General features: G+C 57.9%; 13 protein-coding genes. 7 read left to right on the forward strand and 6 right to left on the reverse strand.

Annotated features, from left to right (window positions below):
* Nucleotides 1–146: 146 nt before the first annotated feature.
* The 5 genes from IGS16_RS05430 (at nt 147) to IGS16_RS05450 (ending at nt 4916) form a co-directional block, all read left to right on the forward strand.
* Nucleotides 147–1445, forward strand: a complete 1299-nt coding sequence (locus tag IGS16_RS05430) for a glycosyltransferase family 1 protein (protein WP_297083971.1) — start codon at nt 147–149, stop codon at nt 1443–1445.
* Between the two features lie 468 nt (nt 1446–1913).
* Nucleotides 1914–2210 (forward strand): hypothetical protein, encoded by a 297-nt coding sequence (locus IGS16_RS05435; RefSeq protein ID WP_297083973.1) that lies wholly within the window; start codon nt 1914–1916, stop codon nt 2208–2210.
* Nucleotides 2211–2622: 412 nt separating this feature from the next.
* Nucleotides 2623–3777, forward strand: a complete 1155-nt coding sequence (locus IGS16_RS05440) for an alanine--glyoxylate aminotransferase family protein (RefSeq protein ID WP_297083975.1) — start codon at nt 2623–2625, stop codon at nt 3775–3777.
* Between the two features lie 11 nt (nt 3778–3788).
* Nucleotides 3789–4427: a DUF3386 domain-containing protein gene (locus IGS16_RS05445; RefSeq protein WP_297083977.1), complete on the forward strand. Its 639-nt coding sequence runs from the start codon at nt 3789–3791 to the stop codon at nt 4425–4427.
* A 99-nt stretch (nt 4428–4526) separates the two neighbouring features.
* Nucleotides 4527–4916, forward strand: coding sequence for a hypothetical protein (locus IGS16_RS05450; RefSeq protein WP_297083979.1), 390 nt, complete (start codon nt 4527–4529; stop codon nt 4914–4916).
* 67 nt (nt 4917–4983) lie between these two features.
* On the opposite strand, the gene IGS16_RS05455 is transcribed toward IGS16_RS05450, so the two are convergent.
* From IGS16_RS05455 to btpA, 6 genes are all read right to left on the reverse strand, one after another.
* Nucleotides 4984–5745, reverse strand: a complete 762-nt coding sequence (locus IGS16_RS05455) for a HEAT repeat domain-containing protein (RefSeq protein WP_297083981.1) — start codon at nt 5743–5745, stop codon at nt 4984–4986.
* Nucleotides 5746–5835: 90 nt separating this feature from the next.
* A complete protein-coding gene (recG, locus tag IGS16_RS05460; RefSeq protein WP_297083983.1) occupies nt 5836–8364 on the reverse strand; it encodes an ATP-dependent DNA helicase RecG in 2529 nt (842 codons plus the stop codon).
* Between the two features lie 38 nt (nt 8365–8402).
* Complete coding sequence (locus IGS16_RS05465) at nt 8403–9551, reverse strand: hypothetical protein (protein WP_297083986.1); 1149 nt, start codon at nt 9549–9551, stop codon at nt 8403–8405.
* 193 nt (nt 9552–9744) lie between these two features.
* Nucleotides 9745–10542: a translation elongation factor Ts gene (tsf, locus tag IGS16_RS05470; protein ID WP_297083987.1), complete on the reverse strand. Its 798-nt coding sequence runs from the start codon at nt 10540–10542 to the stop codon at nt 9745–9747.
* A gap of 138 nt (nt 10543–10680) precedes the next feature.
* Nucleotides 10681–11463 carry a 30S ribosomal protein S2 gene (gene rpsB, locus IGS16_RS05475; protein ID WP_068510363.1) on the reverse strand — a complete coding sequence of 261 codons (783 nt, stop codon included), beginning with the start codon at nt 11461–11463 and terminating at the stop codon, nt 10681–10683.
* Between the two features lie 242 nt (nt 11464–11705).
* Nucleotides 11706–12581: a photosystem I biogenesis protein BtpA gene (gene btpA, locus IGS16_RS05480; RefSeq protein ID WP_297083990.1), complete on the reverse strand. Its 876-nt coding sequence runs from the start codon at nt 12579–12581 to the stop codon at nt 11706–11708.
* Nucleotides 12582–13167: 586 nt separating this feature from the next.
* Between btpA and rimO the strand changes: the two genes are divergently transcribed.
* Both rimO and IGS16_RS05490 read left to right on the forward strand, forming a co-directional pair.
* Nucleotides 13168–14529 (forward strand): 30S ribosomal protein S12 methylthiotransferase RimO, encoded by a 1362-nt coding sequence (gene rimO, locus IGS16_RS05485; protein WP_297083992.1) that lies wholly within the window; start codon nt 13168–13170, stop codon nt 14527–14529.
* A gap of 19 nt (nt 14530–14548) precedes the next feature.
* Nucleotides 14549–15967 (forward strand): DEAD/DEAH box helicase, encoded by a 1419-nt coding sequence (locus IGS16_RS05490; RefSeq protein ID WP_297083993.1) that lies wholly within the window; start codon nt 14549–14551, stop codon nt 15965–15967.
* Nucleotides 15968–16134: the final 167 nt, after the last annotated feature.

The following is a 16134-nucleotide window of genomic DNA, read 5'->3' on the forward strand; positions in this document are numbered from 1 at the left end:
AGCAATCTGTCCTGATTCTCGTCAGTGTCCTGATCTGGTACGTGTCGATTTTTGAGATGCGCCGATTCGCGATCGCTGAGGGAATCTTTTAAGAGATCCACCTCTGGTTTGCGTGTCGGCAAAACGTTAACCATGAGGTGAAAAGCATGTTTCTGACTCAGAAGCATCGTGTTGCTCTGATTTCGGTGGACGGAGATCCGGCGGCTGAGATTGGACAGGAAGAGGCAGGCGGGCAAAATGTCTACGTGCGCCAGGTCGGCGAGACGCTGGCCGCGCAGGGCTGGCAGGTAGATATGTTCACGCGCCGCAGCGACCCAGAGCAGCCGATGATCGTGGAACACCAGCCCCATTGCCGGACGATTCGGCTGGCGGCTGGCCCGGCAGAGTTTATGAGCCGCGATGTGCTGTTTGACTATTTGCCGGAGTTTGTTGAGCAGTTTCTCGCCTTTCAAACGCAGGAAGGGGTTGAGTATTCGCTTGTTCACACCCATTACTGGCTCTCGTCGTGGGTGGGGATGCGGCTGAAGCGCCAGATGCCGTCGCTGGTGCAGGTGCATACCTACCACTCGCTGGGCGCAGTGAAGTATCGCACGCTGGGCGATTTGCCACCGATTGGCGCGAAACGGCTGGTAGTCGAAAAAGACTGCCTGGAAACGGTGGATTCGGTGGTGGCGACCAGTCCCCAAGAGCGGGAACACATGCGATCGCTCGTCTCTACCCAGGGGCGCATCGACATGATTCCCTGCGGTACTGACATCAGCCGCTTTGGTCACGTCACCCGCGCCGAAGCCCGCCAGCAGCTTGGCTTTGCACCCGAAGATAAGATCGTGCTGTATGTGGGTCGATTTGACCCGCGCAAGGGCATTGAAACGCTGGTTCGGGCCGTGGGAGAGTCTGATTTGCGGCATATGCCCAACCTGAAGCTGGTAATCGGCGGCGGCAGTCGCCCCGGCAAGAGCGATGGGCTGGAGCGCGATCGCATCGAAGGGATTGTGCAAGCGCTGGGGCTGACCGCCATGACCCAATTCCCTGGCCGCTTGGGCGACACCAACTTGCATTTGTATTACGCAGCGGCGGATGTATGCGTGGTGCCCAGCCACTATGAACCGTTTGGGCTGGTGCCCATCGAGGCGATGGCCAGCCATACGCCCGTGGTGGCCAGCAATGTAGGTGGGCTGCAATATACTGTTGTCCCCGAAGTCACAGGGCTGCTGGTGCCGCCGAAGGATACTGAAGCCTTTGCGGGGGCGATCGCCCGCATCCTCAAAAACCCTGCCTGGCGAGACAAGCTGGGCCATGCGGGTCGCCAGCGCGTCGAACTCGGCTTTAGCTGGGACAGCGTTGCATCGCGCCTGGGGCAACTCTATCTCCAGCTCATCGCCAATGTGGCGGATGAGGTCGTCCCGATAGAGGTGGAAAACGCCGCGCAGGAAGTGGCGGCATAGCGCTGGCATCCCGCTGGCTTTGCGCCTCGACAAGACGCTCTCTCGACAGCCCATTGCAGCGCCGGGAGAGCGTCTTGTTTGGGAAACTTGTTTGGGAAACTCTAGTTTGGGAAACTCTCGCGATGACAAACAGCGATCGCCCTCCATACCCCCGCCGTCAGCACCGCCCCGCCCCAATCCAAAATCTAAAATTTTCTTGCGTCAGTGAAACGCATCCAGTACAATCGTCCATCAAGCTGCCCGTTGGTTCCCTTCGACGCAGCCTACTTTCCCCCGAAATTTTGGTCGTTTAGTCACTTGCGGTGTCGGTAGATGTTCGCACCACCTACCAACACCTGACCCCTCGACAGCCGATGCCTGTCTCAGGGCTGCGTCCATTGTAGGCCGCCCTGTCCCAGCGCTTCACGTCCGGGGGCGGCCAACATTTCGGGGTTTCCTACCCTACTCGTTTCCTGGAGGAAACCCCAAATGCTGACAATCCAATACACCTGGTCGTCCCCACGCTCGGAGGCGACCCAGTTTTCGCTGCCGCCGCTCACCTGCGAACTGCCCCACCGTCGCCGCCTGCGCCACTACATCATCGGCCTGCCCGAAGATGCCCAGATGGCCATCGACCGGCTGCACCTGCTCCGCTATGCCGAACGCTTTGAGTGGACTCGCGCCCTCGAATTCCCGCCCAACGGCATCGTCTTCGACGGTCGCCCTGGCGAGGTGCTGCGCTATCTGCACCGCGAGATCCGGAGCAATCCTGGCACGAATGAGTAAGAACAGATAAGGGCGATTTTGGGTTTTAGATTTTGGATTTTAGCAGGGCATCCCTTCAATCTAAAGTCCAAAATCCTGGGTGCATCCCACTTTTGTCACCCTCACCCTAAATCCCTCTCCCAAAGCGGGAGAGGGACTTCCAATCCGGCTCCCCTTCTCCCTATTTTGGGAGAAGGGGCTGGGGGATGAGGGCAAACTTGCAGAACTGGGATGCGCCCAAAATCCCCAATCCAAAATCCCCAATTCTCCCCCATCCAAAATCCAATATGCAGAAGGCCCGACCTTAGGTCTTGCCATCCCAACGCCTGCTCTCTCCAGAATGTGGCATTCTGATAGATACTCCAAAAATGCCCCAAAATATTAGATCGACGCAAAATCTAAATTCCCCTGAGTTCAGAGGCAGGACAGAGCAATGGACAATAAGCTGATGTTGATGATTCCTGGCCCAACGCCCGTGCCGGAGTCGGTGCTGTTGGCGCTGGCAAAGCACCCGATTGGCCACCGCAGCGGCGAGTTTGGCACGATCATGGCCGAGGTGACCGCAGGGCTAAAGTGGCTGCACCAGACGGAGAACGACGTGCTGATCTTGACGGCCAGCGGCACAGGCGCAATGGAAGCGGGAATTATTAACTTCCTGAGTCCGGGCGATCGCGTGTTGGTGGGCACGAATGGCAAATTTGGCGATCGCTGGGCCCAGCTTGCCGAGGGCTTTGGGCTAAATGTGGAGCGCGTCACCGCCGAATGGGGCAAAGCACTCAACCCCGAAGACTTCCGCACGCGCCTGGAAGCCGACACCGCCAAGGACATCAAGGCTGTCATCGTCACCCACAGCGAAACCTCAACGGGCGTGCTGAACGATCTGGAAACCATCAACCGGCACGTCAAGGCTCACGGGGCGCTGATTATTGTGGATGCTGTCACCAGCTTGGGCGCAACCAACGTGCCCATTGACGAGTGGGGGCTGGATGTGGTCGCGTCGGGTTCCCAAAAGGGCTTCATGCTGCCGCCAGGACTGGGCTTTGTCGCGGTCGGCCCCAAGGCATGGGAAGCCTACGCTACCGCCAAGATTCCCCGCTTCTATCTCGATCTGGGCAAATATCGCAAAGACGCAGCAAAAAACACCACACCCTTCACGCCACCTGTGAATATGTTCTTTGCGCTGCAAGTGGCGCTGAAGATGATGCAGGCAGAGGGGTTGGAGAATATCTTTGCACGGCATCATCGCCAGATGAACGCCACTCGCGCTGCCATGAAGGCGCTGGGGCTGCCGCTGTTTGCGGCCGATGGCACCTCTAGTCCTGCGATTACTGCTGTGGCTCCGGTGGGCGTAGAGTCCGAGAAAATTCGCTCGGTGATGAAGAAAAAATTCGACATTGCGCTGGCCGGGGGACAGGACGACCTGAAGGGCAAGATCTTCCGCGTGGGGCACTTGGGCTTTGTGTGCGATCGCGACATTTTGACGGCCGTGGGTGCGCTAGAAGCCACGCTGCTTGAGTTGGGGTATGACGGCGTGACCCCCGGCGCAGGCGTGGCCGCAGCCGCTAAGATCCTAAATGAAACGGCTTAGGAGCTTTCCTCATGACGCAAACCACGCTAGACGCTCAATCACTTTTTCGGGCGGCCTACGAAAATCGCTACACCTGGGATGAACATTTTCCAGGCTTCACGGCTGACGTGACGCTGACTCAGGGCGGCGAAACCTATACGGGCAAGGTGCGGGTGAATGCCGATCTGAGCTATGAGGTCGTCGAACTGTCGGATGAGGCGGTGCGCGAGTCGCTCCAGGGAATGCTCTGGGAAATCGTGACCCACCGCAAGCGCAGCAGCTTTGAGCAGACCCACGGCAAAAACTGCTTCTCGCTGGGCAACACCGATGAGACGGGTGCGGTTGAAATCCTCGTCAGCGGCGACGCGATGGGGTCAAACTATAAGCTGCGGAACAACGAGATCTGCCAGGTGAGCCGCGTCATGGGGGGCAATGCCTTTGTGATCAACCACCACAGCAGCCTCGACACGGGCGCGGGCTACATCTCGACGGGCTACGACGTAACGTTCCGCAACGCCGAGACGGGCGAAGTCGTGCGCGAGAACCGCGTAGACAGCACCTACGAAAACTTCGGCGGCTATTATCTGCTGACGCGCCAGGTGATTCACTCAACCCAGGGCGATACGCAGACCACGACAGAGTTTACCCTGTCGAACATCGAACTGCTGTAGGGTTCTAGCAGCAGCCCAATTTTTACGCACCCTGTGCCTCGAAGTTGGGCTGCTTGAGTGGGTGCTTGGTTTTGGATGTGCGAGTTTGGATTTGCGGCGATGGGTAAAAAACTACGCCTAATGCGGGTTGTGGGGATTTTCGGAGTAGGGGCGATCGCCCTTTTGTCCTGTTCACCTGCGCTAGCCAACCTGAGCAAAATCAGCTTTGATCTGTCGCAGATTTCGCCGGAGGGATTAGTGGGGCCAGCGGATGGAGGGCGATCGCTCCGCTACGAGTTTTGCATTCCCCGCAGCGCCGAGCATCAGGCAGAAGTTCAAGCCCTCAACCCGGCGATTGAGTTCTATCCCCACAGTCCGGGGCGCATCCGGTGCAGCGCGGCACAAATCCTCTGCATGGGTGAAACCCACAGCCCAAACTGGCGCGAGACGCTTCTGAACTTGGCGCAGTTGGATTATGTGGAGCGCATTGATGAGTTTTATGGGGAGTAGGGTTTTGGATTTTGGATTGCCGATTTTGGATTGCCGAGCCATTACTCTGCAAGTTCGTCAGTCCTGCCTAAAACCCTTCCTGCTCCAGTTCTTCAATCACCTGAAGCCCGCGCGGATCGCCCAGCTTCAGCATCGACAGTTTGGCATCTTCGCGAACGCCCATTTCTTCGTCTTCGGCAAACGCCTCGATCAGCGCGTCAATCGCCGTGGCATAGACCACATTCGACGGCAACTCGCGGCAAAGCTGACCGATTGACCAGGCGCAGTTACTCCGCACCGCTGCAATGGGGTCGCGGCGCAGCGCTTCGATCAGCGGCGGAATGGCGGCGATAATTTCGTCGTATCCCACAGAGGACATTTGCGCCAGGGCGCTAGCGGCCCACAGGCGGACTGCCGGAATGTCGGTTTTTAGCGCCACTAACAGAGGCTCCAACACGCGGCGATCGCGGCTATTCCCCAGCGCCCACACAATGCCCTTTCGCACGTAGCCGTTCCAGTCTTTTTGAAACTGCGCGATCAGTGGCTCCACGGCCTCGCTGCTGGGGTTTCGTCCCAGCGCGTAGGCCGCGCTCACCCGCACCAGCGGACACGACTCGCTCAGGAGTCGGATCAGATGTGGCACTGCCCGCGCATCTTCCAATTCGCAAAACGCACGCGCAGCCAGCATCCGCTGCTGAGGTTGGGGCGACTCCAGCAGCGCCAGCATTTCATCGGGATCAGGCTTGGGGGCTTCTGTTTCGCTGTCGGACTCGTCTAGCTTGTCTAGCGGACTTTCCAGGTCAAGATCTAGCTCCGCCGCCAGCACAGAAAGGTCGTCGTTGTCGTACATATTGTCACTTTACAGCAATGCGGGGCCGGGGTTAGGCGTGGAAACGGGGGGCCTTCTGACACCTGCTCATTGACGTGTAATTTCGCCAGATCACGTCAGAATCGTGCCGCCCATGAGCTTGCGGTAGCGATAGGTCAGTTCAGACTTCATCAGCGGCCAGCGGTCGAGGGTGGGGTCTTTGGTCATGGCGGTTTCGGCAGCTTCGCGGGCCAGGTTCAGCACGTCCTGATCTTCCACCAGGCTGGCCAGGGCAAAGTCGGGCAGTCCCGATTGGCGAGTCCCGAGCACTTCGCCCGGCCCGCGAAAGCGCATGTCCATTTCTGAAATGAAAAAGCCGTCTTGCGACTGCTCCAGCACTTTCAGCCGCTGGCGGGCAGTTTCCGACTTGGTGCTGCTCATCAGCAGACAGAAGGACTGAGCCGCGCCCCGCCCGACCCGCCCCCGGAGCTGATGAAGCTGCGACAGGCCAAACCGTTCCGCGTGTTCAATCAGCATGACCGTGGCGTTGGGCACGTCCACGCCGACCTCCACCACCGTGGTCGAAACGAGAATCTGGGTTTGCCCCTCACGAAATTGAGAAATGGCCTCGTCTTTTTCGGCAGAGGTCATGCGCCCATGCAACAAGCCAATTTGAAATTCGGGAAAGATCACATCTCGGAGCCGCTGATATTCCTCGATTGCCGATTTGAGGTCTAGCTTTTCCGACTCTTCCACCAGCGGCAGCACGATATAGACCTGTCGGCCCTGGGCGATTTCGCGGCGCATGAGGTCATAGGCGTGCGATCGCTCTTTTGCCGTCAGCACATTGGTCTGAATCGCCTTGCGTCCGGGGGGCAGTTCGTCGATCTGGCTCACGTCCAGGTCGCCGTGCAGCGTCAGCGCCAGCGTCCGGGGAATCGGCGTGGCGGTCATCGTCAGCACATGGGGATGGTCGCCCTTTTGCTGGAGCCGCGCCCGCTGCTGCACCCCAAAGCGATGCTGCTCGTCGATTACCACCAGCCCCAGGCGAGAAAACTGCACCGGGTCTTCGATCAGCGCGTGAGTGCCCACCAACAGCGGCAGTGCGCCCGTGGCCAGGTCTTCATGAATTTGGCGACGCTTGGCGACTTTGGTCGATCCGGTCAACAGTTCTACAGAGAGATGTAATTGGTTAAACCAGCCCACTAGCTTGCGATAGTGCTGCTCGGCTAGCACCTCCGTCGGAGCCATCAGCGCTGCCTGAAAGCCCGCCTGGATCGCCGCCAAAATTGCCACCACCGCCACCACCGTTTTCCCAGACCCCACATCGCCCTGCACCAGGCGATTCATCGGCGCAGTCTGTTGCAGGTCGTTGAGAATGTCGTTGACGACGCGCTGCTGGGCGTTTGTGAGATGAAATGGCAGGATCTCATAAAACTGGTCAATCAGCTTGCCTGTCGGCGCGAGGACGGCGCTGGTCTGTTCCTGGCGCTGGGTCTGGCGGCGCTTGAGCAGTCCCAGTTGCAGATAGAAAAACTCGTCAAACACCAGGCGGCGACGGGCGGCGGCGAGCGATTCGCCCTCTGGCGGAAAGTGAATGTGGGCGATCGCCTCCTGAATGCCCACCAGTCCATACTTTTCGCGCAGACCGTTGGGCAACGCTTCCTGCAACTGGTTCACCGCAGGCAGCGCCCCCAGCACCGCCTTTCGCACCACGTCTGCCTGCACGCCTTCCGTTAGCGGATACACTGGCACCACGCGCCCCACCTTCATCGACTCGATCGATCCGCCGATATGGTCGATTACCTCGATCTGTGGGTCGTCCAGCGTTTTGCCCGATTTGCCTTGCTTCACCAGTCCCGATGCGGCCACCACCGCCCCCGGTGGATACAGCCGCTTTTGCTGCTCTTGCCAGCCGCGACTGCGAAACCGCGCCCCGGCATAAAATCGGCTGAGCTTGATCTGCCCGGTGTGGTCGCGCACGGTCATCTCAAAAATCGCTAGCTTGGGGTTGCGGGGACTGTTGAAGACGGTGCAGCTTTTTACCGTGCCAATCAGCGTCACGGTTTCCCCCGGCTCTAGGTCGCGAATATTCACCTGGCGGGCGTAGTCGATGTGGTCGCGGGGGTAGTAGTAGAGCAGGTCGCGAACCGTGTGTAGCCCTAGCTTGGCCAGACGTTCGGCGTTTTTTGCGCCCACGCCAGGGAGATAGGTCGCTGCTTGGTCGAGCGTCAACCGACTGCTTTTTTCAACCAGGGGAACGGCTTTTGGGATTTTCGTTTTCGGGGCGGTGCGGGTCGGGGTTGTAGCCGTCGCGACGGTGTTGTCTGAATCGTGGGCGATTCCTTCGGAAAGCTTCGCTAACGCCCCTTCAGCTTCCTCGGCTTGCCCTCGATCTTCGGCCAGGCGCTTGGTCTGATACAGCACGCGGCGCGTATCAGCGACCAAATGCTGTCGTTGGGCAAAGGTGAGGTCAGAATAGCGAGAAAACTCTTGGGCGATCGCCCGTAGCCGCTCCTGTTCCACAATGGGCAACTCGGTCGGCGGTTCTCGCAGCGTCAGCGCCAAAAATTCGCTAAAGCGGTGCTGGTTGCCCTCCAGGTCATTAAAGCCCCGCTCTGCCTCGATTGCCAGTGCCTTTTGCAGTCGCAGCCAGTCCATGCTGGAATTCTAAAGTGAATAACTCGGTTTGGCCAGCCTCAATCTTCGTGCCAGGTGGAGCGCCACGCCTGCTCTGCCTGGGCGATCGCCCGTTCGCGAGACTTTTTCTCATATTCTTGGCCAAGCTGCTTGAGGCGAGCGTTTAACCCACGTAGCTTTGAGCGCCAGTTGGCCAACAGCGGCGACCCAAACTCTAGCTCCGAGAGACGCAGACGGATCGCCACAATTCGAGTAATCGAGACCTGATCTGGCTTGTCGCCCTGCGCTTCGATCATCAGGTTCAACAGGTTGGGCGGGCCGAGCGTCGAGTCAGACGCACCCGCCTTGGCCGCCACGTCCATAATCGGTGCCGGGATCTGGTTGGGCAAAATGTTGACCTGGTGCAGCAGGCGATTCGCCGCCTGAGACTGGTCGCGCAGCACTGCGGCGATCCGTCGCTCAATTTTCGCTTGCCACCGCGCCAGACTATCCATCGGCGACGGCGCTTGATTGGAACTGGAAGCGCCTTTGGCCTTGGCTTTGGCGGCTGCCTCGGAGGTTGCCCGCGAGAGAGACGCTGCGGCTGCTTCGAGCAGGTCTTCCGGAGAAGCATTCAGCGCATCTGTAATGGCAAGCTCCTGAGTTGAAGAAGTGGGGGCATCCTGGGGGCGATTCCCGTAGGGATCGCTTCCCGAATCGCCCGCCGCCAAGCCTTCCCCGTTAGATTCCGAATCCTTGCCCAGGTTCTCCGGTGGCTCGTCAAAATACGAGTCCTCATAGGAGTCATCGTCAAACTCCACTTCTGTCAGTCCAAACTTCTCGTTTAACGCGGCTCTCAGTTCTGCCGCCTCATCTTGCGACAAAATCAGCCCCCTAGACTCCTCCGGCGCATTGGTCGCTGGCTCTGCATCAGACTCCCAGCATTCATCTTCGTCTAGCGCCCGCAGCAGACGATCTTGGGCCGCTTGGGCAACCTGACGGAGCGATCGCTGCAAAGCCTCACGCTGGCTCACCGAAAGGCTCAGAAATGCGTCGGGATAGCCCTGCGTGCAGAGGTGGTAGCTGGCCATGATTAGCTGCTGGCGGGTCGTCGTTCCTAGCTCCGTGAGATAGCCGCGATAGACCTGTTCAAATTCTTGCTGCAATTTGGCGATCGCCCCCACCAGCGCCGCCAGATCTTGCTCAATTTGCTCAACCGTTTTTGCCATAGCCGTCCCTCATGCAATGCCAAAAGACTAGAGCATAAAAGCGACTCAGACCCTCCAGCCTGCTGCTTTCACACCCTAGCCTTTTTCAGCGTTCGACAAAGCTTTTCGCCCGAATCGATCAGACGGAGCGTTGGAATCCGAGAACTTGAACTCAAGTTCTCAAAATCCAGCTCTGCCCAGCCCTGCTCTGATCCTACTTCTTCTTTCTCTTCTTCTCTTCCTTCACCTCAGCCTTGGGTGCAGCCTTAGGCTCAGCTTTCGCTTCAGCCTTAGGTTCTTCCTTCTGAGCTTCAGTCTTAGGTTCTTCCTTTTGGGCTTCAGCTTTGGGTTCTTCCTTCGCACCAGTTTGGGCAGCCACTTCTGCGGCGAAGTCGGTCTCCTCCTTCTCAATGCCTTCACCCATCACAAACCGGACAAAGCGGCGCACCTGAATGTTTTCGCCCAGGCTGGCAATCACATTCTTGATATGCTCCTCAACGGTAATGCTCTGGTCTTTAATATAGGACTGATCCAGCAGCGACAGTTCCTTCAGGCGCTTCTCAATGCGGCCTTCCACAATCTTGGCGCGGACGGCTTCCGGCTTATTGGACAAGTCATCCTTGCCCGCCTCAATTTCCTTTTCCTTCGCAATCACGTCTTCAGGAATATCAGCCACCTTCACATATTCCACGTTGGGGCTAGCTGCAATCTGCATCGCCACATCGCGCACCAACTGCTGGAACGATTCGTTCCGCGCCACAAAGTCAGTCTGGCAGTTGACCTCAACCAGCACACCAACCCGGCCGCCCGTATGAATATAACTTCCAACCAGTCCCTCTGCCGTCGTCTTGCTCAGCGCTTTTTCCGCTTTGGTGATGCCTCGCTTCCGCAGCCATTCCACCGCTTTTTCAATATCGCCATCGGATTCTGCAAGGGCTTTTTTGCAATCCAGCATCCCTGCGCCAGTCTTGTCGCGCAGTTCCTTGACGAGCTTTGCCGAAATCTCCGCCATGTTCGTTGAGTCCCCGTGTGCAAGTGGTTGAACTGTTGCTATCCAGGTCTTAGGTTACAGGGATCAGGGGCCAGGTGTCAGGTGCTTGCTCAAGCCCGAACCCGACCTGCTGATCCCTGCTTCCTTCACCTCCAATGCCTAGTTTTCTTCGCCTTCTTCATCGTCTGCGAATTCGGCATCTTCGTAGTCGTACTCTTCTTCAGCGCCCTCGTAGTCGTACTCGTCTTCTGCATCCAACTGGCCGTGGCGACCCTCGTAGATGGCATCTGCTAGACGACCGACGATGAGTTTGATTGAACGAATCGCATCGTCGTTGGCAGGAATCGGCACGTCTACCAAGTCAGGATCACAGTTGGTATCCAGCAGCGAAACGATGGGAATACCGAGCTTTTGGCACTCCTGCACGGCGTTATATTCCCGGCGCTGGTCAACAATCACCACAACATCGGGAATCTTCCGCATCGCTTTGATGCCGCCCAGATATTTCTGGAGTTTCTCTAGTTCGCGGCGCAGCATCGCGGCTTCCTTCTTGGGAAGCAGGTCAAGCTGCCCCGTCTCTTGGCGACGCTCCAGTTCCTTCAGGCGATCGACGCGGGTTTTAATCGTGGCCCAATTCGTCAACATGCCGCCCAGCCAGCGCTGGTTTACGAAGTAGGAACCGCAGCGAAGGGCTTCTTGAGCCACAATGCCCGCAGCCTGACGCTTGGTTCCAATGAACAAAAACTTGCTGCCCTTTTCGGCTTCGGTACGGACGTAGCTGTAAGCTTCATCCATGTACTGGGCAGTCTGCACCAAGTCGATGATGTGTACCCCGTTGCGCGAGGTGTAGATGTAGGGCGACATCTTGGGGTTCCAGCGGCGAGTTTGGTGCCCAAAGTGAACCCCTGACTCAAGCAACTGAGCCAATGAAACAACTGGCATGAATTTAATCTCCTTTCGGGTTATTCCTCCATCCGGGAGCATCCTGAACAGGTGATCATGGAGAAGCGCAGCGCAACACTCAATCCACTGCAAATGCTTTGAAAGCCTTGATACCTGGGTCTTCAGAACACCCGAAAGCCCGGATGTGCGAATTTAGACAACTTCTCTAGCGTATCACAGCGATCGCCCACTGTGCCCCAGAAAATTTCGACTCTGCACAGCAGCCGCATTACCCACGCTTCCTAACCTTCGCGGGCTGCCAGTCGTTCGGACGCTGCGGATTGAGTCGGCAGATTGGCTGCTTTTTCTTCTTTCTCGGAGAGGCTACGCTGCATCGCTTCCACAAACTGGCTGACGCGGATCGGGTCGATGGGCTGCTCGATCTGTCCGTGGCGCTTCAGCGAACTGGACACGATCACGCCATCTGCTGCCTGAATCAGGCGAGGAATATTTTCCCAACTGGCTCCGCTGCCGATGAATACGGGCGTGTCGCCTGCTGCGGCGCTGGCCAGTTCCAAGTCTTCCAGGCTGGGCGGGCTGCCCGTGGCCCAACCGGACAGAATCACCGCATCCGCCAGACCCCGCTCGATGGTTTCCTGCACCGCCGTCGTCAGGTTGGGCGACCCTAGCGGGCGGGCGTGTTTCACCAGCACGTCGGCAAAAATCTTGACCTCGCTGCCCAGTTCTCGGCGATAGCGCAACAATTCGTGGGCGCGGCCTTCGATTAATCCCTGATCGGTCGCCATTACGCCCGTCAGCACGTTGACCCGGATAAAGTGGGCGCGGGTGCAGGTGGCGATCGCCATCGCGCTCCGAGCATCATTCCGCAGCACGTTCACGCCGATCGGCAGCGTCACCAGGTTCATCAGCCGTTGCACCACTAGGCTCATGGCGCTGACCACTGCGGGATCAACAGAGTCCTTTGTAAAGGGCACATCAAAAAAGTTTTCCACGATTAGCCCATCCACGCCGCCGGATGCCAGCGCGGTTGCTTCCTGCTCGGCCCGCGCAATGACGGCTTTGAGGCTGTTTCCCCAGCGTGGCGATGTGGGCAGTGGCAACAGATGCACAACCCCAATCACCGGATGCTTTGTTTTGAAGATCTGCGTTAAGTCCACGCGGCTAGATAATTGACGAAGCCAGTTCTAAGATGTTCGCTGTGGGTTGGCGATAGAAAAGTCGCTCAAATACCTGACTAATCTACGAATCGGCGAACTTGCTGAACAACGAGCGAACTGCACACAGTCCACCCGCATACGTTCAACTTTACAGCAACAAGGGTACGATGACGGCAACCCAAGGCCGCTGAGAATTGTCTACACTGGAAGCTAGTCGGTGCGCGGTTTCGGCTAGTCATCCTCTGCCAAGTACAAGGTCGAATTCAAGGTCAGCGTAAATTCAGTCCTGGAGTTTTGATAGAGTTCAGTGTGTCTGGCGCTACCACAATATGTCGCCTGACTCTATCTTTTGATAGGTATTTTGATGAAGTATGCCTGAAATGTATAGTTATGTAATGTTTTAGGCTATAGTAAGAATCAGTTTAGATTGATGCGATTGCGTTCAACGGTATTCCCTACGTCTCAATTGGGCGGGCTATATAGCCTGAGAGGGCTGGGGATAAAGGCGGTGAGAACTTCACTGTAACGGGCGATCGCTCCATATTCGTTCTGTTCACCGTTCAACACGCGCATTATTCCAATCTGAATGAGTATTAAGCCAACAATTGCGGTTTCTCACCTGGGCTGTGAGAAGAATCGAATCGACACGGAGCATATGCTAGGGCTGCTGGTGCAGTCCGGCTATCAGGTTGATTCCAATGAAGAATTAGCCGATTACGTCATTGTCAACACTTGCAGCTTCATCCAGGCGGCCCGTGAAGAGTCCGTGCGAACCCTAGTGGAGCTAGCTGAGGCGAACAAGAAAATCGTGATTACGGGCTGCATGGCGCAGCACTTCCAGAAAGAGTTGCTCGACGAAATCCCAGAAGCGGTAGCAGTGGTGGGCACTGGGGATTACCACAAAATTGTGGAGGTGATTCAGCGGGCGGAGGCTGGTGAGCGCGTTCAGGAAATCTCTGCGGAGCCAGTCTACATTGCAGACGAAACCACGCCTCGCTATCGCACAACGACCGAAGGTGTAGCTTACCTCCGCATTGCCGAGGGCTGCGACTATCGCTGTGCGTTTTGCATTATTCCTCACCTGCGCGGCAACCAGCGATCGCGCTCGATCGAGTCCATCGTGGCAGAAGCCCGACAGCTTGCAGCCGAAGGCGTTCAGGAAATTATCCTGATTTCCCAAATCACGACCAACTACGGCGTAGATCTGTATGGCGAACCCCGGCTGGCGGAACTGCTGCGGGCGCTGGGTGAGGTGGAAGTGCCCTGGATTCGGATGCACTACGCCTACCCGACGGGGCTGACCCCCAAGGTGATCGCGGCGATTCAAGAAACGCCCAACGTGCTGCCCTATCTGGATTTGCCGTTGCAGCATTCCCATCCAGAGGTGCTGCGGGCGATGAATCGTCCCTGGCAAGGACAGGTGAACGACGGCATCATCGAGCGGATTAAAACTGCAATCCCCGATGCGGTTCTGCGAACCACGTTTATCGTCGGTTTTCCTGGCGAAACGGAGGAGCATTTTCAGCACCTGCTGGCGTTTGTGCAGCGGCACGAGTTTGACCATGTGGGGGTGTTTACCTTTTCTGCCGAAGAGGGCACGCCCGCCTTTAACCTGCCAAACCAACTGCCTCAGGACGTAATGAACGACCGGCGCGATCGCCTCATGCAGGTGCAGCAGCCGATTTCCCTGCGGCGCAACCAGGCACAGGTTGGGCGAGTGGTAGATGTTCTGATCGAACAAGAAAATCCTGAAACGGATGAACTGATTGGGCGATCGGCCCGCTTCTCTCCAGAAGTGGACGGGCTGGTCTACGTCCAAGGCGATGCTCGGCTGGGATCAATGGCTACGGTAGAAATCACCGGAGCCGACGTGTATGACCTCTACGGGCAGATTGCCGATGCCCGCACGCAACTCAGAGGCGCGCTCAGCCGTGTCTCAGCAAACTGAACTCTTTTAAGGAGACCTAATGACGCTTTCATTCACTAGTCTGGGTTTGTCTGAGGCGCGGGCGCGCCATCTAGAAAAAGCTGGATTTGCCGCACCAACGCCGATTCAGGCGCAGGCAATTCCCCATCTGCTGTCGGGGCGCGACGTGGTGGGGTTGGCCCAGACTGGAACGGGCAAAACGGCGGCCTTTTCGCTGCCCATTTTGGAGCAGATTGATGTTAATAACAACGCGGTGCAGGCGCTGATCCTGACACCGACCCGCGAGCTGGCGATCCAAGTCTATCAATCGATTCGGACGCTGACGGACGATCGCCGCCTGCGAATTTTGCCGACCTACGGCGGACAGTCCATCGACCTGCAAATCAGCCGCCTCCAGCGGGGCGTGCAAATTATCGTGGGCACGCCCGGCCGGGTGCTGGACTTGCTGAAGCGGGGCGACCTGAAGCTGAATAAGCTGGGCTGGCTGGTGCTGGATGAAGCCGATGAAATGCTAAATATGGGCTTTATTCAAGATGTGGAGAAAATCCTGAGCCAGTCGCCTCCAGAGCGGCAGACCGCGTTTTTCTCCGCCACGATGGACCCGTCGATTCGGGAACTGGCGGCTAAGTTTTTGCGATCGCCCGTCACCGTCAGCATCGAGCAGCCCAAGGCCGCCCCGACGCGGATTAATCAGGTGGTGTACATGGTGCCGCGCGGCTGGACGAAGGCCCGCGCTCTCCAGCCCATCCTGGAGCTAGAAGACCCCGAATCGGCGCTGATCTTTGTCCGTACGCGCAAAGCCGCCGCCGACCTGACCCGCCAACTGCAAGCCGCTGGACATAGCGTGGATGAATATCATGGCGACCTCAGCCAGTCTCAGCGGGAACGGCTGCTGCTGCGTTTCCGGCAGCGGCAGGTGCGCTGGGTAGTGGCGACGGACATCGCCGCCCGCGGTCTGCATGTGGACGACCTCAGCCATGTGATCAACTACGACCTGCCCGACAGCGTGGAAAGCTATGTCCACCGCATCGGCCGCACGGGGCGTGCTGGCAAAGAAGGCGTTGCGATTACGCTAATTCAGCCGCTGGACAAGCGCAAGCTGCGGGACATCGAGCGGCACATCCGCCAGCAGTTGCAGACAGGCACCATTCCCACCCGCGCCCAGATCGAAGCCCGCTATCTGGAGAAGCTTCAGGGTCAACTGCGGGAAGCGCTGGTGGGCGATCGCCTCGCCTCCTTCCTGCCGATTGTGACGCAATTGAGTGAGGAGTACGACATGCGGGCGATCGCTGCTGCGGCCTTGCAGATGGCCTACGACCAGACGCGCCCTGCCTGGATGCGCGGCGACCATGCCTACTCCGACGACGCGCCCGTGGAAGAGAGCCGTCCCCGCAGCGACTATAGCAGCGGGCCCAAGCCGAAGCCCATCAAGCGCTCCAAAACGTCGGTCAATGAGTAGGCTGCCTGCGTTGACTGTCGCCTTGCCGCCTACCAGCGGTCGGTCAGCGCCAGATTCTTCGCGTGGCTCCAATAGTTCTACGGGCTTCTTCGAGAAGACAGCCTGAGCAATCCAAGCCCGTCACCAAAAACTTTAGAGAACTTTTAGGGTGAGATGAGTGAATTTCG

The organism is Thermoleptolyngbya sp. C42_A2020_037 (assembly GCF_015272455.1).
Taxonomy (GTDB): Bacteria; Cyanobacteriota; Cyanobacteriia; order Elainellales; family Elainellaceae; genus Thermoleptolyngbya.

What these genes read in the sequence shown, in the direction of transcription:
- IGS16_RS05440 (WP_297083975.1), top strand. Translation starts at nt 2,623, where the DNA reads ATGGACAATAAGCTGATGTTGATGATTCCTGGCCCAACGCCCGTGCCG.
- recG (WP_297083983.1), bottom strand. Translation starts at nt 8,364, where the DNA reads ATGGACTGGCTGCGACTGCAAAAGGCACTGGCAATCGAGGCAGAGCGG.
- IGS16_RS05455 (WP_297083981.1), bottom strand. Translation starts at nt 5,745, where the DNA reads ATGTACGACAACGACGACCTTTCTGTGCTGGCGGCGGAGCTAGATCTT.
- IGS16_RS05490 (WP_297083993.1), top strand. Translation starts at nt 14,549, where the DNA reads ATGACGCTTTCATTCACTAGTCTGGGTTTGTCTGAGGCGCGGGCGCGC.
- IGS16_RS05450 (WP_297083979.1), top strand. Translation starts at nt 4,527, where the DNA reads ATGGGTAAAAAACTACGCCTAATGCGGGTTGTGGGGATTTTCGGAGTA.
- IGS16_RS05435 (WP_297083973.1), top strand. Translation starts at nt 1,914, where the DNA reads ATGCTGACAATCCAATACACCTGGTCGTCCCCACGCTCGGAGGCGACC.
- rpsB (WP_068510363.1), bottom strand. Translation starts at nt 11,463, where the DNA reads ATGCCAGTTGTTTCATTGGCTCAGTTGCTTGAGTCAGGGGTTCACTTT.
- IGS16_RS05465 (WP_297083986.1), bottom strand. Translation starts at nt 9,551, where the DNA reads ATGGCAAAAACGGTTGAGCAAATTGAGCAAGATCTGGCGGCGCTGGTG.
- rimO (WP_297083992.1), top strand. Translation starts at nt 13,168, where the DNA reads ATGAGTATTAAGCCAACAATTGCGGTTTCTCACCTGGGCTGTGAGAAG.
- IGS16_RS05430 (WP_297083971.1), top strand. Translation starts at nt 147, where the DNA reads ATGTTTCTGACTCAGAAGCATCGTGTTGCTCTGATTTCGGTGGACGGA.
- tsf (WP_297083987.1), bottom strand. Translation starts at nt 10,542, where the DNA reads ATGGCGGAGATTTCGGCAAAGCTCGTCAAGGAACTGCGCGACAAGACT.
- IGS16_RS05445 (WP_297083977.1), top strand. Translation starts at nt 3,789, where the DNA reads ATGACGCAAACCACGCTAGACGCTCAATCACTTTTTCGGGCGGCCTAC.